Origin of the sequence: Amycolatopsis sp. La24 (assembly GCF_029087445.1) — a bacterium.
In the GTDB taxonomy this organism is placed as follows: Bacteria; Actinomycetota; Actinomycetes; order Mycobacteriales; family Pseudonocardiaceae; genus Amycolatopsis; species Amycolatopsis nivea.
Genome location: NZ_JARACH010000038.1, coordinates 67510 through 83159 on the forward strand (window position 1 = coordinate 67510; position 15650 = coordinate 83159).

General features: G+C 68.3%; 14 protein-coding genes. 6 read left to right on the plus strand and 8 right to left on the minus strand.

The features are described from left to right. Positions 1 to 92 precede the first annotated feature (92 nt). Together PUT80_RS29815 and PUT80_RS29820 are read right to left on the minus strand one after the other, a co-directional pair. Positions 93 to 938 (minus strand): LLM class flavin-dependent oxidoreductase, encoded by an 846-nt coding sequence (locus tag PUT80_RS29815; protein ID WP_134661765.1) that lies wholly within the window; start codon positions 936 to 938, stop codon positions 93 to 95. Positions 939 to 1068: 130 nt separating this feature from the next. Then, on the minus strand, positions 1069 to 1971 hold the full coding sequence (locus tag PUT80_RS29820; RefSeq protein ID WP_275294177.1) for an NAD-dependent protein deacetylase: 903 nt from the start codon (positions 1969 to 1971) through the stop codon (positions 1069 to 1071). A 73-nt stretch (positions 1972 to 2044) separates the two neighbouring features. Here PUT80_RS29820 and PUT80_RS29825 point away from each other — a divergent pair, with 73 nt between their 5' ends. Further along, positions 2045 to 2233: a hypothetical protein gene (locus PUT80_RS29825; RefSeq protein ID WP_275294178.1), complete on the plus strand. Its 189-nt coding sequence runs from the start codon at positions 2045 to 2047 to the stop codon at positions 2231 to 2233. 146 nt (positions 2234 to 2379) lie between these two features. On the opposite strand, the gene PUT80_RS29830 is transcribed toward PUT80_RS29825, so the two are convergent. Next, positions 2380 to 3750: a hypothetical protein gene (locus PUT80_RS29830; protein WP_275294179.1), complete on the minus strand. Its 1371-nt coding sequence runs from the start codon at positions 3748 to 3750 to the stop codon at positions 2380 to 2382. A 74-nt stretch (positions 3751 to 3824) separates the two neighbouring features. Here PUT80_RS29830 and PUT80_RS29835 point away from each other — a divergent pair, with 74 nt between their 5' ends. The 4 genes from PUT80_RS29835 (at position 3825) to PUT80_RS29850 (ending at position 8732) form a co-directional block, all read left to right on the plus strand. Then, complete coding sequence (locus tag PUT80_RS29835; RefSeq protein WP_134727345.1) at positions 3825 to 4583, plus strand: nucleotidyltransferase domain-containing protein; 759 nt, start codon at positions 3825 to 3827, stop codon at positions 4581 to 4583. A gap of 155 nt (positions 4584 to 4738) precedes the next feature. After that, positions 4739 to 5980, plus strand: a complete 1242-nt coding sequence (locus PUT80_RS29840; RefSeq protein ID WP_238605796.1) for a carboxylate--amine ligase — start codon at positions 4739 to 4741, stop codon at positions 5978 to 5980. 37 nt (positions 5981 to 6017) lie between these two features. Beyond that, positions 6018 to 8042 (plus strand): hypothetical protein, encoded by a 2025-nt coding sequence (locus tag PUT80_RS29845; protein ID WP_275294180.1) that lies wholly within the window; start codon positions 6018 to 6020, stop codon positions 8040 to 8042. A 66-nt stretch (positions 8043 to 8108) separates the two neighbouring features. Beyond that, positions 8109 to 8732, plus strand: a complete 624-nt coding sequence (locus PUT80_RS29850; RefSeq protein ID WP_275294181.1) for a DUF6461 domain-containing protein — start codon at positions 8109 to 8111, stop codon at positions 8730 to 8732. A gap of 576 nt (positions 8733 to 9308) precedes the next feature. Here the strand turns inward: PUT80_RS29850 and pqqB are convergent. The 5 genes from pqqB to pqqA all read right to left on the minus strand — a co-directional run bounded on the left by pqqB (position 9309) and on the right by pqqA (position 12390). Continuing rightward, a complete protein-coding gene (gene pqqB / locus PUT80_RS29855) occupies positions 9309 to 10178 on the minus strand; it encodes a pyrroloquinoline quinone biosynthesis protein PqqB (RefSeq protein WP_275294182.1) in 870 nt (289 codons plus the stop codon). Then, entirely contained in the window at positions 10175 to 11248 is a 1074-nt protein-coding gene (pqqE, locus tag PUT80_RS29860) for a pyrroloquinoline quinone biosynthesis protein PqqE (RefSeq protein WP_275294183.1), read from the minus strand. Before pqqE ends, pqqB begins: the two co-directional genes overlap by 4 nt. Further along, complete coding sequence (pqqD, locus tag PUT80_RS29865; protein ID WP_275294184.1) at positions 11239 to 11511, minus strand: pyrroloquinoline quinone biosynthesis peptide chaperone PqqD; 273 nt, start codon at positions 11509 to 11511, stop codon at positions 11239 to 11241. Before pqqD ends, pqqE begins: the two co-directional genes overlap by 10 nt. 4 nt (positions 11512 to 11515) lie before the next feature. Further along, positions 11516 to 12214 carry a pyrroloquinoline-quinone synthase PqqC gene (gene pqqC, locus PUT80_RS29870; RefSeq protein WP_275294185.1) on the minus strand — a complete coding sequence of 233 codons (699 nt, stop codon included), beginning with the start codon at positions 12212 to 12214 and terminating at the stop codon, positions 11516 to 11518. A gap of 80 nt (positions 12215 to 12294) precedes the next feature. Then, positions 12295 to 12390 carry a pyrroloquinoline quinone precursor peptide PqqA gene (gene pqqA, locus PUT80_RS29875; RefSeq protein ID WP_037358081.1) on the minus strand — a complete coding sequence of 32 codons (96 nt, stop codon included), beginning with the start codon at positions 12388 to 12390 and terminating at the stop codon, positions 12295 to 12297. A 311-nt stretch (positions 12391 to 12701) separates the two neighbouring features. On the opposite strand from pqqA, the gene PUT80_RS29880 reads away from it, so the two are divergent. Further along, entirely contained in the window at positions 12702 to 15479 is a 2778-nt protein-coding gene (locus PUT80_RS29880; protein ID WP_275294186.1) for a sugar-binding domain-containing protein, read from the plus strand. Positions 15480 to 15650: the final 171 nt, after the last annotated feature.

Sequence of the window (15650 nt, forward strand, 5' to 3'; positions counted from 1 at the left end):
TCCGGGACGGGGCGCGGAAGATCCGCCGGAAAGCGTCGACGCGTGCATGGGCGCGAGCTTACTTCCCGTGCTGTTCAGAAAAGGTCAGCTGTTCAGCAGAGGTCGGCGAGCCGGTCGACCTGGCCGGGATCGCTGCCCCAGCAGTAGAGCATCACCTCGTCCGCGCCGAGATCGCGGTACGCGCGGATCGCGGCGCGGATGTCGCCGGGCGTGGTGAGCATTCCGCTCACCATGTGCTCCGCCATTTCGGTGAACGCGTAGTACGCGTGCATTGCCGTTTTCGCTTCGTCCGCGACGGAATCCGGGCCGACCGCGACGTTCACCTGCGCGACGAGCCGCGGTTCGCCCTTGCGGCCGTGGTCCCGCCAGTCGCGGCGCACGGCGTCGAACAGCCCGCCGACCCACGACGGGGGAGCGGCGGCGAGCAGCCCGTCGCCCCAGCGGGCGACGCGGGCCAGCGCCTGGGGTTTGAACGCGCCGATCAGCAGCTCCGGGCCGCCTTCGCGGGCCGGTGCCGGGCCGATCGGACCGGCTTCGGCGCTGTACGGCGCGCCGGACCACAGCCGGTACAGGTCGGCGAGCTGCCGGTCGAGACGGCGGCCGCGTTCGCGCAGCGGGGTGCCGGCGGCGTGGTGGTCGTCCTCGCGGCCGCCGACGCCGACGCCGAGCACGAACCGGCCGCCGCTCATCCGGTCGAGCGTGGCGGTCTGCTTGGCGAGCAGCGCGGTCTCGCGCAGCGGGGCGAGCAGGACCTCGGTCTGCAGCCGGATGCGGGTGGTCGCGCCGGCCAGCACGGCGAGCGCGGTGAGCGGCTCGGGATTGTCGTAGACGAGGCGGTCGAGCAGCCCGAGCGTGCTGAACGGGCCGGCGTCCGCGCGGCGCGCCCAGTCGAGCAGGACGGCGGGGTCGCTGACGGGCAGGCCAATGCCGAGAGACATCGGAGAACCTCCGGTAAAACGGGTCGACAACTACAGGGTTGCCGCCCGCTCCTGGACCTGGATGTCTTCAGGCTGGCCGATCCGCTCTGCGGCGTACTTCCGGGGACCGTTCCATCGGAGTGCCCGCAGCTTATCCGGCGGCGCTCGGGCTGGGCAACGCGTTTTCCAGCACGGCCAGCAGCTCGGTGAGCGCGGGGCCGAGCGGCAGGTCCGCGCGGACGGTCGCGTGCTCGTCGCCTCGGGTCTGGCCGCGGTTGACGATCACCACGGGTTTGCCGGCTTTCGCGGCCCGCCGGACAAACCGCAGGCCGGACATGACCGTGAGCGAAGATCCGAGCACCAGCACGGCGGATGCCTCGTCGACCATCCGATAGCACCGCTCCACACGTGCGCGCGGCACGTTCTCGCCGAAGAACACCACGTCCGGTTTCAGCACGCCGGAGCAACTGGTGCAGGGCACGGTGCGAAAGGTGCGGACGACCTCCTGGGCGAGCTCGACGTCGCCGTCCGGATTGATCCGCGTTGCCACGGCGCCGAAATCCGGGTTCGCCGCGCGCAGCCGGGCGTCGAGGTCTTCGCGCGCGGTGGTGCGGCGGCAGTCGAGGCAGACGACGCGGTCGAGGTTGCCGTGCAGTTCGACCACGCCGGGAGTGCCGGCCGCGCGGTGCAGGCCGTCGACGTTCTGGGTGATGACGCCGGAGACCCAGCCGCCCGCGCGCAGTGCGGAAACGGCTCGGTGCCCGTCGTTCGGCGCGGCCCGTGCGATGGTGCGCCAGCCGAGGTGGCTGCGCGCCCAGTAACGCTGGCGGCCCGCCTCGCTGGCGACGAATTCGCCGTACGTCATGGGCGTGTGGTTGCGGAGACTGCCGGTTTCGCCGCGGTAGTCAGGTATGCCGGATTCAGTGGAGAGGCCCGCGCCGCTGAGCACGAGCACCCGCCGCCCGGCGACGATCTCGGCCACGTCCGCGACCGTGCCCGTGCGCGGCAGCGGTTCGCCAGGTCCGGCCCAGGTCAGCGTCGGTCGCGTGCGCACGCCGCCAGTCTAGCGACCACCCTCCCGGAAACCGGGCGATTGGTTTTCCGCGCGGCTGGGTACCAAAGGCCACATGTGGTTCGCGCTGGCTACCCCCGTGGTCGTGATGGTCGCCGCCGTGCTCATGGAATCCGTGGAGCGACATTGCCTGCGGACTCCGAGCGGGGCGGTCCGGCGTCCGGTCGAACGGGCGGCGCTGCAGGAAGCGTCGATGCCGGTCGTAGCCGTCGGGGCGGCTCGGCTCAGGCAGCGGACCGCCTGAACGCCCACGGGCCGGAGGGGCCGGTGTTCTTGGGAGGAACACCGACCCTCCAGCCTGCGGGCGAGGCCCGCGCTCTCCCCGTCGGGGTGGGAGAGCGCGGGCCCCTTTTTCTTCAGGCCCGGAACCCGTTGGTGTTCCGGCGAAATCTAGCGCGCGGCGTCCTGGGTGAGCTGCCGGTACCAGTCGTCGTACGGGTGGTTGGTCGCCGGGTAGTTGACCAGCGGATCGGTGGCCAGGCCCGCGTTGTCGAAGTCCCAGCCGCGGACGACGTGCCCGCTCTTGTGCGCAGCGACCAAAAACGCTGAATTCTTCGCCGGAGCTCCGTAGAACAGCCCGTCCTGGAGCTCAGCCGGGTCGCCCTGCTGGTATTCGTCGAACGCCACCTGCTGGTACTGCACACGGCCGCCGGCGACGAGATCCGTGGAGTACCGCAGGGTTTGCACCGGGGTGGAACCGTCGGCGCCGGTGGCGACAGAGATTCGCCCCGCGTTTGCCTTGTCGTAACGCGGATCGGACGTTTTCGCGTTGCCGGTCCAGGTCACGGTCTCGCCGGAGAGCGTGCCGCGCCACTGCCAGTTCTGGTCGCTCGACTGGCTGCGGTGGATTTCGCGGATCCCGGAGCTGGTGAACGCGACCGTCGGCAGCACGCCGTTGTCGTACTGATGGCTTGCCGACCAGCGGATTTCGCCGTCCGCGCCGAGCTGTCCGGTGTGGTACCAGAGAGTGGTGGCGCTCGGCGACTGGTGCACCTCGACGATCCGGCCGGAGCCGTCCAGCGCGACCGCCGGGGTCTGGCCGCCGTCGTAACGGCCGTGGCGCTGCCAGGTGACGCGTCCGTCGGCGCCGAGCTGTCCGGTCCAGTACCAGAGCGCGCCGCCGCCGGAATCGTGCACCTCGACGACCTGGCCGCGGCTGTTGATCGCGACCGCGGGGTGGTACCCGACGTCCCGGCGGTACGCGGCGCGCGTGCCGCCGTCGCCCGACAGCAGCGGAAGGACCCTGCCGCGCAAGGAATCCGTGGTCGCTCCGGTGCGGTAGGCGGCGGGGGAGAGCAGCCGCGGACCGAACGCGGCACTCAGTTCGGCGTTGACCGCGGCCAGGTTTCCGGCGGCGAACGAGTCGTTGTCGGTGAGGTCGTCCTTCAGGTCCAGCATGACGACGATCGGCGCCGCGTCCGGGTGCGCGGCCGACCAGCTGTTCACCACGCCGAGCCAGTCGCGGAGGCTGTCGGACGCGGGGTTGCCCGCGTGGTCGACCAGGTCGCCGGGCGAGCTGTGGCCGATCCCGTAGTCGTGCCGGGTGGCGTAACCGTTGTCGTGGATGTCGAATTCGATGAACCGGACACCGTGGTCGAGCTGGTAGGAGATGGACCCCTTCGCTCCGTCGACGTTGCCGGAGTAGCTGTTGTGCGTCGCGGCGAAGACGGTGTCGGAGAAGGGCTGCGCGGCGTCCGCGGGCGCGGCGCCGAGCGCGGTGACGGCGGCAGCGGTGAGCGCGATGGTGCGTAATCGGTGCATTCAAACCCCCAGGTCGGCTGGACAACCGGCGAAATACTGGCGATCTTGGCAGAGATTCATGGCATGTTCTGGGGATGCAGGAAAACGACGAGGAAACCTTCGCCGAGCACGTCGCCGAGCTGTTGTCCGATTTGCCCGGAGTCGAAGCGGTGGCGCTGGGCGGTTCGCGGGCGCGCGGCACCCATCGGCCGGACAGCGACTGGGACTACGCGGTGTACTACCGCGGCGCGTTCGATCCGGACGACCTGCGCGCGCTCGGCCTGCCGGGCGAGGTGTCCGGCCTGGGCGAATGGGGCGGCGGGGTCTTCAACGGCGGCGCGTGGCTGACCGTGCAGGGACGGCCGGTGGACGTGCACTACCGCGACCTGGACGTGGTCGAGCACGAGCTGGCCGAGGCGGAGAAGGGCCGGTTCCATTGGGAGCCGCTGGCGTTCCACCTGGCCGGGATCCCGAGTTACCTGGTGGTGGCGGAGCTGGCGCTGAACCGGGTCGTGCGCGGGGAACTGCCGAGGCCAGAGTATCCGGAGCTGTTGCGGGAAAACGCCCCCAAGTTCTGGCGCGCTTCGGCGGCGCGGACGTTGGAGTACGCGAAGGCCGCGTACGTGCGGCACGGCCGGGTCGCGGAGGCCGCGGCGTCGGTCGGCGTGGCGGCGATGCAGACCGGGCACGCGGTGCTGGCCGCGAAGGGAGAGTGGGTGACGAACGAGAAAACCTTGCTGGAACGGGCGGGTTTGCGCGCACTGGACGACGTGGTGGCGGGGATGGGGCACGACCTGCCGGGGGCGTTCGCGACCGCGTGCGCGTTGCTCGGCCAGGCGGGCGGAGCCGCGTAACCCGGAAAACCCTGATGGCGCAACGGTTTCCGCTCGCCAAACCTCGCCGGACGGCACGGATCCGTTTCATTTCGCCGGTTTCGGGTATATGACCGCAGCACGGCTGCGGCCGCCGCGCCGTGGCGAGCCGCACCTGCTGAACGGAGGAACGCCCTATGCCAGAGTCCGAGCCGGTCGCGAAGGATCCGGACAAGGGATACGTAGCGCTGCTCGGCTGGTCGCTCAACGCGGTCGAGGCGCTCGACCGGTTCGACCGCCGCTACGTCGTGGTCGCCCCGGACTGGGCGGAGAAGTACTGCGTGGAACACGACATCCCGTACGTGTCGTGGAATTTCGAGCGGCTCAACGACCGGTCGATGGAGATCGCCGAGATCCTGCACGAGGAAGGCGTCGACGTCGCCATCCCGCTGTTCGAGGAGACGGTCGAGTGGGCGGGCGCGATCAACTCGGTGCTGATGGACAACCCGCGCCTGTTCGGCCAGGCGATGCTGCTGCGGGACAAGGCGCTGATGAAGCGGCGCGCGCAGCTCGGCGGCATCCGGGTCGGGATCTTCGAGGAGGCGCACGCCCGAGACGACGTCGTCCGGTTCCTCAAGCGGGTCAACCAGACGCTGCTCAAGCTCGACGGCGACCCGAACGACCCCATCCACCTCAAGGCGTTCGACAAGGCGGGCTGCCTCGGCCACCGCGTCATCCGCACCCCGGACGAGATCGACTCGATCCCGGAGGAGGAGTTCCCGGTCCTGATGGAATCGCACCTCGACGGCTGGGAGTTCGCGGTCGAGGCGTGGATCCACAACGGCAAGGTCAAGTTCCTGAACATCTCGGAGTACGTCACGCTCGGCTACTCGGTGTTCGTGCCGGCGACCCCCGAGCTGGAGCGGTACCGGCCGCAGATCACCGCCCAGATCGAGAAGCTCGTCAAGACCTTCGACATCGAGTTCGGCTTCGTGCACCCGGAGTACTTCGTCACCAGCGACGGCGAGATGTACTTCGGCGAGGTCGCCTACCGGCCGCCCGGGTTCAAGGTCTTCGAGCTGCTCGAACGGGCCTACGGCTTCAACGCCTACCAGGCGCTCGTCCTGTCCTTCGACCCGAAAACGACGGAGGAGGAGATCGACGCCTTCTTCCCGCGGGAGGTCGTCGACGCGACCGGCGTCGCGGGCTGTTTCGGTGTGTACCCTCGCCGTCGGGTGGTCAGCGAGCTGCGGATCCCCCAGCAGACCGAGGACGACGACTACTACGAGTCGCACGACCTGACCGCGCCGCTGGAGGAGACGGTCACGAAGAGGACCGCGTTCGGCACGCACTGGGGTCTGCTGTACTTCTTCGGGGACGACGCCTACCGGATGCGCGACCTGCTGAAGGAACAGGAAGAACTGGACTTCTACGTCTGAGCACGGACGAGTCCGCCACCCCGACCGAAGGACGCACTTGGAGCCGAACGCCGACGTCACCGGCACGACTGCGACGCTGGCCAAACGCGTGGCGTCGCTCGACGACGCGGTCGCGGCCATGGCCGCGACCCGCGACTTCGGCAAGCACACGAAGCTGCGCCGGGTGCTGGAGGCGCTGCGGCGGGTGCTGCTCCAGCCGGACGGCGCGGCCGCGGTCCGGGCGAGGGCGCGGGCGCTGGAGGAGGCCGGGGTTTTCCAGGGCACCGACTGGGACACCCCGGAGATCCTGATCCCCGCGCTGGTCGGCCCTGGCCTGCACAGCGGGAACTCCGACACCGTGGTGATCGAGGCGACCAGCGAACTGCGGATGCTCGCGGTCGCGTGCGGCGACTACGAGCATCCGACGCTGCCCGCCGAGGACGCCCGCGTGTTCCTGTCGCAGGTGCTCGGGGCGAACCTGGAGCTGCTGTTCACGCCGCCCAGCGAAGCGGAGCGGACCCGGCAGGGCCGGACTGCGCAGCTGATCCGCGACCTGCTGCGGTACCTCGCCGACCAGATCGGCTACGACAGCATCCTGGACAAGGTGGTCGAGGAGATCTGGCGGATCCTGCGCCAGCGCCCGATCCAGGTCGACCAGGTCAAATCGCTGATCACGCGGATCTCGATCTACCGCGGCGACCCGGACGTCGACCTGGGCGGTTCGTCGGTGCAGGGCCTCGACCGGCTCATCACCAGCCTGTTCGGGACCACCGAGGCGTGCCGGGAGGACCCGGGCGTCGACGTCTTCCGGGCGCGGCTCGAGGCAATGGACGCGGCGAGCCTGCAGTACGAGGCGACCGGGTTCGCCCGGGCCATGCACGACACCGGCCTGGTGTCGCCGTACCACGCCGAACTGCTGCGGTACCTCGCGCACGAGAGCGACTACCTCGTCGGCGAAGCGCTCGGCCTGTCCGACGTGGGCCGGAACTGCCTGATGCGCTACCACGACCTGGTCCACCGGCTGATCGAGGAAGCCGTGCACCCGCAGACCGCGCAGTGCGTCTACGGGCTGGCGCTGCTGCTCGACCGCGGCATCCTCTACGAACCGCCGGTCGTGCCCGCGCTGTGGCGGCAGCTTGCGCTGGAGCTGTCGACCGCCGCCCGGGAACGGCTCGCGCTCGTGTTCGGCGACCAGCCGAGGCCCGAGGCGCGGCTGCTCGCGGGCGTGCTGTCGATGCTGGGCCAGCCGCTCGGCGTCGGACAGGGCGACAACCCGACCTGCCAGTCGGCGCGGGCGCTGTCGATGTGGGCCTACAACGACCCGGACTACCTGCTGCAGGTCGTGGTGTGGGCGGCGCGCGACGACGAGGTCGTCATGCACTTCGAAGGACAGCCGGTGTCGTCGAAGGAAAGCGGGGCCGGGCTCTCCGAGTCGCTGCCCGCCGACCTGGACCCGGTGTCGTCGCTCGTCGTGCCCCATCTCGACCGGATCTACGCCGAGATGGGCCGCCGCTGCGCCGACCGGCCGGGCGACCCGCACCGCTGGGTCAACCCCGAGTTCCACGGCTGGTGGGCGTCTCGGGGCTTCCGGATCAACGTCGACGTCGCCACCGGAAAACTGATCGACCTCGACGACTTCTTGCGGCAGTTCCACGCGAGCTACCACCCGTCGTACAACGGCGAGCAGCCGCTGATCCACCCGCAGCCGGCCGGAGTCGCGGTCACCGACAGCGCCGCCCGCTACGTCGGCTGGCACGCGATCACGATCCTGCGCACCGCGCCCGATCCCGACGACGTCATGCGGGTGTACTTCTACAACCCGAACAACGACAGCGGCCAGGACTGGGGCGACGGCGTGGTGGTTTCGACCGCGGGCAACGGCGAGCGGTTCGGCGAGGCCTCGCTGCCGTTCGACCAGTTCGCGTCCCGGCTCTACATCTTCCACGTCGATCCTCGGGAACACGGCGAGCCGGAGAAGGTGCCCGCCGAGGACGTCGCGCGGATCATCGGGTATCTCGAGCGCAGCTGGGGCGCGGATCGGCTGCCTGCCGGGACTTTGCAGGCGGAGCCGCCGCAGAGGTGACCCTCTGCTGTCCACAATGGACTGCTTTGGTCGCGGATCCGGTTTTTGTCGGTGGTGCCTGTCATCATGGCCGCAGTCGATCTTGGAGGCGTGATGACGGACTTACTGACCGAGTTGGCATGGCTGGATGATTACGGGCCGCTGCAGGACATCTTCTGCGTTTCGTTCGTGCGCGGGCTCGATCCGCCCGAGGTGGTGCGGCGGTTCGGTGCCGTCGGCGGCGAGCAGATGACGTTCGGGGAGTTGAACAATCTGGTCGCCGAGTACGTCGCGCAGACCCAAGGCGGGAACGGCGGAGGGTACGTCGGCGTGGTGTCGTCCGGCGGGTGGAGTGTCGCCGTCGAACCGTGGGGGTGGCAGGGGAATTTGCCGGAAGTCGTTGCGCGGCTGTCGAAAGGGAGCGAGGTCGTGGCTGTGAACCGGCACGACTATGCGGAGGCGCACTTCGTGCACGCGGTGGACGGCACGGTTGTTGCTGGTTTCACTCCGTGCCTGCCGAGCCGGACGTACGGCAGCGAATCGGAGCGGCTGATCCAGGTGATGCGCGAGGCAGGGTTGGATCCTGGCCCGGATGAAACGCCGTCGAATCCGATCGCGGCGGCTTTCGCGGTGGCGGCGGAGGTGACCGGGGTGGTGTTTACGCCGGAGATGCTAGAGCGGTTGTTGCTGGTGGGGGATATCCGGACCTAGGTGTGTCGCATCTGCTTGCCGAGGTGGGGCTTTTGGCGACCGGCGACCTGCGGTTGGTCAACGTGTTTGCTCGCCGGGATTTTGTAGTCAGGAGACGAGCACCTGGCGGTTGAGTGTGGCAGCAGCCGGTGGACTGGCTTCTGGTCCGCCTGTCAAGGCTCGGCGGAGGGCCGGTTAGTCGTGCCCGGTTACCGCATGAACTGGTTGTGCCCGGTGCTGATCGCGCCGCTGCTCGGCGACCTGAGGCGGGTTTCCGGCGGGTGGGCGGTGCGGCCTGTGGTGCGTGCTGGGCCGGTGTGGTGTGTTTGCGTGCTTGACGAGGGAGGTGGGGCTGTTCCGTCGGTGCTGATTCGGCTTCCCGTGGTGTGAACGGCGGTGCGTCCGGTCCGTGAGGTCGGTGCGCGGTGTGGTTCTGCCCTTCCTGGTGGAGCAATCTCCGCGAGATTCGTGCGCGACTCTGCGAGTTAGGTTCTGTCCAGCGGCACTTCGGCGTCGGGATCCACGCCGCGGCCTCTGCCGGGTCGAGCAGGGCGGTTCTGCCGTGCCCGGCTAACCGTCGTGAGGCTTGCGCACGGTTCAGAGCGTGAACTCGGCTCCATCCGGCGGCACTTCCGCACCAGCACCCACCACCGCAGCATGCTCCGAGCCGTGCGGGTCCACGACGGGGTTCGTGTTGTTCAGATGCGTGTAAGCCCACCGGCCGACCCCCGGGCGGTTCGCGAGCATCGGCAGCGTCGTGGTGATCGGTACGTGGCCCATCGCCTGCTGGGCGGCTGGGTTGGCGCTGTCGGTGGCCGTCGTGAATTCGCTGCCGCTGTAGAAGGTGCCGTCCAGGAGGACGAGGCTCGCGCCGTCGGTGAACTCGTCGAAGCCGGGTGGCCAGGTGCGCAGGCAGGGCGCGTAGACGAGCGTGCCGCCGGTTGCCGGGTCGTGGATGCGATAGGCGACGACCCACGGGCCGCGACGGGCGGAGGAGCGGGCGTATTTCGGTTGTTTGTCGCTGATCGGGAAGGAAGTGATCACGAGGCCGTCGAGGGTGGTTTCGGTGGAGGCGTGCCAGGTCCAGTCGTGGTACTCGCCGATGATGGGACGGGCCGGGAAGTGGTCGGTCAGCGCGTGCAGGGCGGCGGCGGGGGCGTGGACGGTCAGGGCCGTCGCCTCGCGGAGCATGAGCAGGCCGAGGGTGTGGTCCAGCTCGGCGTCGGTGAGCAGGACCGTGCGCAGGGGCGTCTCGCGCGGGCCCGGTCCGGCTCGCAACGCTGGCGTGGCCAGGATTTGCGCGCGGATGTCCGGTGAGGCGTTGATGAGGTGCCAGGCACGGCCGTCCGCGCTGAAGGCGACGCTGTCCTGCGTACGCGAAGGCGCACCGGACGTGCATTGCGCGCAGGCGCAATTCCACTGGGGAAAGCCGCCGCCGGCCGCGGTGCCCAGGAGGATGACCTTCATCGGGCTGGGCCACGCATAATCAGGTCCGGAGTGGACGGTGCGGTGAGAATGAGGTCGACCATGCCGCGGTGCGGGGAGCGGGAGCACACGGGGTCGGCGTTCGCCGCGTCGCCGGTGAGCTGGAATGCCTGGCAGCGGCAGCCGCCGAAGTCGGTGGTGCGGCGGTCGCAGGTGCGGCACGGGTCGCGCATCCAGTCCTCGCCGCGGTAGGCGTTGAAGGACTCCGAGCGGTACCAGATGTCGGCCAACGCGGTGTCGCGGACGTTGTCGAGCGTGAGCGTGGTGATCGCGCTGGCGGCGGGGCAGGGCAGGACGGTGCCGTCGGGCGCGATGGTGAGTTGCCGCGCGCCCCAGCCGTGCATGCACGGTTTGGGGAACGGCTCGTAGTAGTCGGCGACGACGTAGATGATCTCCATCCTCCCGCGGAGGCGTTCGACGGCTGCGCGGACGATGGATTCCGCAGCGGCGAGTTGCGCGCGGGTGGGCATCAGCGCGTCACGGTTGCGCAGGGCCCAGCCGTAGTACTGGGTGTTGGCCAGTTCGAGCCGGTCCGCGCCCATCGACTCGGCGAGCGCGATGATGTCGGCCAGCTGGTCGTGATTGTGCCGGTGCAGCACCACGTTGACGGTCAGCGGCAGGCCCGAGGCTTTCACGAGCTCGGCGGCGGCCAGCTTGCGGTCGAAGGCTTTCGCGCCGGCGAGCAGGTTCGCCCGGTCCGCGGTGGCGGCTTGGGCCGAGAGCTGGACGTGCGCAAGACCTCGGTCGACGAGATCGGTCAGCCGGGACTCGGTCAGGCCCAGGCCGGACGTGACGAGGTTGACGTAGCAGCCGAGGTCGCTCGCGTGCGTGACGAGATGCGGAAGGTCGGGGCGCGCCAACGGTTCCCCGCCGGAGAGGTGGACCTGGAGCACGCCCAGTTCGCGGGCCTGGGACAGCGCGTCGATCCATTCAGCGGTGGACATTTCCGCGGACCGGCTGACGAGTTCCACCGGATTCGAGCAGTACGAGCAGTGCAGGGGGCAGCGGTGCGTCAGTTCGGCGAGCAACCCGAGCGGTGCGGTCACGTCCATTCGATCACCCGCCGTTGTCCGAACCGGGCCAATACGGTGAGGACGTCGCTCTCCTGGACGCCTTGGTAGCGGCTGCGCAAGGTGGTGACGATGCCGGACACCGGGATGGTGCCGTCGCAAAGTTCGAGGACCGCGGTGGCGGTGGAATTCGGTACCAGCACGCCTTCCGGGAACAGCAGCACCTGCGTCCCGCGCACGTGATCGAACGTCAGGCGGACGCCGACGCGCAGTTTCGGCACCGACGCGGTCGTGATGGTGTCCATCGGCTCACTCCTCGGCCGCGGCGCGTTCGATGGCGTCGAGCATCGACCACAGGACATCGCACTTGAACGACAGCGCGGCCACCGCTTTCTCCTGCTGTTCGCGCGTGACGCAGTGCTGTACGACAATGTCCAAAGTGTCCTTGCCCTCGCCGGAAACCTTGTCGATCCGGTTGGTGAAGTACGCCAGGTCGGCGCGGGAAATCCAGGAATAATTCGCCAGGACGTCGACCACCCGCTGCTGCATCAGGTGTCCTGCGAACATCTCGGTCAAGCCGGAGGCGACGGCTTCCACCCAAGGTTTGGTGCGTGCGAAGGTGACGTAGGCGTCGACGGCGAACCGGACACCGGGGGCGACGTGTCGCTCGTCAAGGACTTCGGCGCGGTCCAGGCCGACCGCGGCGCACAGTCGCAGCCAGCGTTCGGCTCCGCTTTCGCCTTCGACGGCGCCGTCGTGGTAGACGATCCGGTCGAGCCAAATCCGGCGGATTTCCGGGATCGGGCAATTGCTGATGATGGCCGCGTCTTTCTGCGGCAGCACGCATTGGTAGTACCAGCGGTTCGCGGCCCAGAGCCGCAATTCGCGCTTGGTCAGTTCGCCGGCGTGCATCCGCCGGTGGAACGGATGGCTGCCCCAATACCGGTCGGCGAGGCCGCGCAGGGCTCCGGTGAACTCCGCCGGACTCATCGGGTGCACAGTGGACATTCGCTCCTCCGGGATTCTCGCTCAGCGGTAAGGTTTTCCGGGACGGACGGGACCGCGGCGGACCGGTCCCGTCCGGTGGGTCACTCCTCCCGGCGGGCCGCGTAGGCGGTGACCTCCATCGGGGTTTCGTACTCGACGAAGTCGGGTGCGGTCCACATCTCGACGGGTTCGGGCATTGGGAAACTCGCTTTCCTTCGGTGGTGCACCGGTGAGCGGGGCAGTGGTCCCCGCCCCGAACGCCGTCACCCTAAAAGCGCACGGCGGCCGGTCGCCAGGGGTGCGGGGCGATTTTCCCGCCGACTTTATAAAGGTTCCTTCCTATGGCGCAGCGCCGGTCACGCTGGGGCGCCGCCGCCGGTTGTCCGCCCGACAGAAACCTTGCGGCGGCGCGGAAACCTCCTTACGCCGCTTGACATCGGGCCCGCGAACGGCCGAATAATAGGGTTCAAGTGCGGGTGACAACGATGTCAGAGGCTACGGGAGCGACGTGACCCAGGTGAATCGCAGGCGGTTTCTGTCCGGCGGGATTGCTGTCGCGAGCGGCGGTGTGCTCGGCGCGTTGGGAGTGTCCGGTACCGCCGAGGCAGCTCCGGACGCGCGTCCGCCTCAGGTCGGCGGCGAGATCGGCAGTGGCTGGACCTTTGTCGCGGCCGACGGCACGGCTGCGGACGGGAGTGTGCTCGCCAGCGCGAAGGACGTCGCTGGGTTGAAGCCCGCCGTTGTCCCGGGGACTCCGCTGACGAGCATGATCGCCAACGGCGAGTATCCCGATCCGTTGTACGGCCACATCGTGACCGACACCGTCCCGGACACCCTCAAGGACACCGGCTACTGGTACCGGGTCGCGTTCCGGGTGCCGCGGCTGGTGCCAGGGCAGCGGTTCTGGCTGCAGTTCGACGGGATCAACTACCTCGGGACTGTGTGGCTCAACGGGACCAGGGTCGGCACGGTCGAGGGCGCGTTCAAGCGCGCGGTCTTCGACGTCACGGACATCGTGGCCGAGGCGGACGGGGTCGCTTGGCTGGCGGTGCTGGTCGGGAAGCTCGACTACACCGATCCGCCCGCATTGCCGAGTTACGCCAGCGGGGTGACGCGCGGCGGGCGCAACGGCGGTCCGACCGGGATCACGCTGAAGAACGGGCCGACGTTCTTCTGCACCGCCGGGTGGGACTGGCTGCCCACCATTCCGGACCGGGATCTGGGGATCTGGCAGCCGGTCACCTGGCGTACCACGGGGCCGGTGCGGGTGGCTGATGTCCAGGTCACCTCGACGCTGTCGCAGGATTTGCGGACGGCGGAGGTCTCGGTCTCGCTCGCGGTGGACAGTGCTGCCGGGAAGTCCGTGATGGTGACGGGGTCCCTTGACGGGCGGGGGTTCCGGCGGACGGTCAGTGTTCCGGCGGGGGCGTCGTCGGTGAAGCTGACGTCGAAGGAGATCGCCTGTCTGCGGGTGGATCGGCCGAAGCTGTGGTGGCCCAACGGGTATGGGGAGCCGTATCGGTACCGGCTGACGGTCGGGGTCGAGTCCGGCGGGCAGGTGCACGACGAACGGACGGTGGACTTCGGGATCCGGCGGATCGAGTACACGACGCCGATGCGGTCGCCGTCCGGGGCGGTGACGCAGTGTCTGGCGATCACGGTCAACAATCAGCCGATCCTGGTGATGGGCGGGAACTGGGGGCTGGACGAGGCGCTCAAGCGGATCCCTCGGGAGCGGTTGCGGGCGCAGGTCCGGTTGCATCGGGACGCTAATCTCAACTTGATCCGGAACTGGAACGGGCAGAGCAGTACCGAGGACTTCTTTGCTGCCTGCGACGAGTACGGAATTCTGGTCTGGCAGGACTTCTTCTGTTCCACTGAGGGGCCGCCTGCGGAGAATATTGAGCGGGATCTCGCCAATATCCGGGATTGCATTGTGCGGTTTCGCAATCATCCGTCGATCCTGCTGTGGTGCGGTGGCAACGAGGGGCCGCCGCCGCAGCCGTTGATCGACGGACTGGACGCGCTGGTTGCCGAGCTGGATCCGCAGCGGGTGGTGTTGACTAGTTCTGCCGGGGATACCGGGGAGAATCCGGTTGACGGGTACCGGTCTGGCGGGCCGTACCACTGGGTGCCGCCTGCCAAGCATTTCGCGTTGAATGACGGTACGCAGTGGCCGCCGTTTCATAATGAGGTCGGGTCTTATTCTATTCCTACGTTGGAGTTCATGCGGAAGATGCTTCCGGAGGCTTCGTGGGAGCATCCGGATGATTTCTGGGCTGATCGGGATGTCAACGGGAACGGCGGGAATGGGGGTGGTGCGGGGTATCTTCGGCTGACTGGCGAGCGGTATGGGGAGGTCCGGAATCTTGCGGATTTCGCGCGTAAGTCGCAGTTGATGAATTACGAGTGTATTCGGGCTATTTACGCGGCTCCGGTTGCTTATATGCGGAGTGTTGGGCCTTATCCGCGTACTGGGGTCATCATGTGGATGACTAATCCTGCGCAGCCTAGTTTTGTCTGGCAGATGTACAGTCATGATTTGGAGGCGCATTCGTCGTTCTATGCGGTTCAGCATGCTTGTCGGCGGGTTAATGTGGTGCTGGATGCGCGGAACTTCGATGTGATTGTGGCTAATCATTCCCGGGCGGTGGTTCGGGGGAGTGTTGAGGCTTCGTTTTACGGGGTGGACGGGGTGGAGTTCGCTCGTGCCTCGATGCCGGTGGGCGGGGTGGCTGGGTCTGACCGTGCTGTGGTTGGGAGGGTGGCTTCGGAGGTTGGTGCTGCGCCGTCTGAGGTTGCTTTTGTTCGGTTGGTGCTTCGGGATTCGCGTGGATCGGAGGTGGTTCGGAGTTTCTATTGGGTGGAGAAGCCTGGGCTGGAGGCTGGGTTTGCCGGGTTGGAGGGGATGCCTGGGGCGGCTGTTTCGGTGATCGCCGGGGTTTCGCACGGGGCCGACGGGGCTGAGGTGGCGGTGGATGTGCGGAATGTCGGCGAGTCGGTGGCGTTGATGGTGCATTTGCAGGTTTATGACGTGCGGACTGGGGAGCGGGTTCTTCCTGCCACTTTCAGTGACAATTATTTGAATTTGGTCGGTGGGGACGCGGCGAGTGTTCGGGTTCGGTTGGATGAGGGGCAGGTTCGGCGGCATCCGCGGGTTGGGGTTCGGGTGGATGGGTGGAAGCTTGATCAGGGGGCGTCTCGGTTGCGGGGGCGAGGGGTGGAGGTGACGTTCAATCGGGATGCTTTGGAGGTGAGTCCGGAGGTTCGGACGTTTGGGGGGTGATTCGGCTCGTCGCCTCCGGCGACATTGCTTTGAGGGGTTGCGTGGGGCACCCCGAAGGTTGATTGTGCTGACGGTTCGGGGGTGCTTGTCAAGGCTGGAAAGATGCCTTGACAAGCACCCCCGAACCGCAGGGAGGCTTCGTATCGGGGGGTGGGGGAGGGGCTGGGTGCC

Bases quoted from the DNA above. Each gene is read 5' to 3' on its own strand.
- PUT80_RS29835 (WP_134727345.1), top strand. From the start codon at position 3,825: ATGCAGGAAAACGACGAGGAAACCTTCGCCGAGCACGTCGCCGAGCTG.
- PUT80_RS29825 (WP_275294178.1), top strand. From the start codon at position 2,045: ATGTGGTTCGCGCTGGCTACCCCCGTGGTCGTGATGGTCGCCGCCGTG.
- pqqA (WP_037358081.1), bottom strand. From the start codon at position 12,390: ATGCCCGAACCCGTCGAGATGTGGACCGCACCCGACTTCGTCGAGTAC.
- pqqB (WP_275294182.1), bottom strand. From the start codon at position 10,178: ATGAAGGTCATCCTCCTGGGCACCGCGGCCGGCGGCGGCTTTCCCCAG.
- PUT80_RS29815 (WP_134661765.1), bottom strand. From the start codon at position 938: ATGTCTCTCGGCATTGGCCTGCCCGTCAGCGACCCCGCCGTCCTGCTC.
- PUT80_RS29840 (WP_238605796.1), top strand. From the start codon at position 4,739: ATGCCAGAGTCCGAGCCGGTCGCGAAGGATCCGGACAAGGGATACGTA.
- pqqD (WP_275294184.1), bottom strand. From the start codon at position 11,511: ATGGACACCATCACGACCGCGTCGGTGCCGAAACTGCGCGTCGGCGTC.
- PUT80_RS29850 (WP_275294181.1), top strand. From the start codon at position 8,109: ATGGCCGCAGTCGATCTTGGAGGCGTGATGACGGACTTACTGACCGAG.
- PUT80_RS29830 (WP_275294179.1), bottom strand. From the start codon at position 3,750: ATGCACCGATTACGCACCATCGCGCTCACCGCTGCCGCCGTCACCGCG.
- pqqC (WP_275294185.1), bottom strand. From the start codon at position 12,214: ATGTCCACTGTGCACCCGATGAGTCCGGCGGAGTTCACCGGAGCCCTG.
- pqqE (WP_275294183.1), bottom strand. From the start codon at position 11,248: ATGGACGTGACCGCACCGCTCGGGTTGCTCGCCGAACTGACGCACCGC.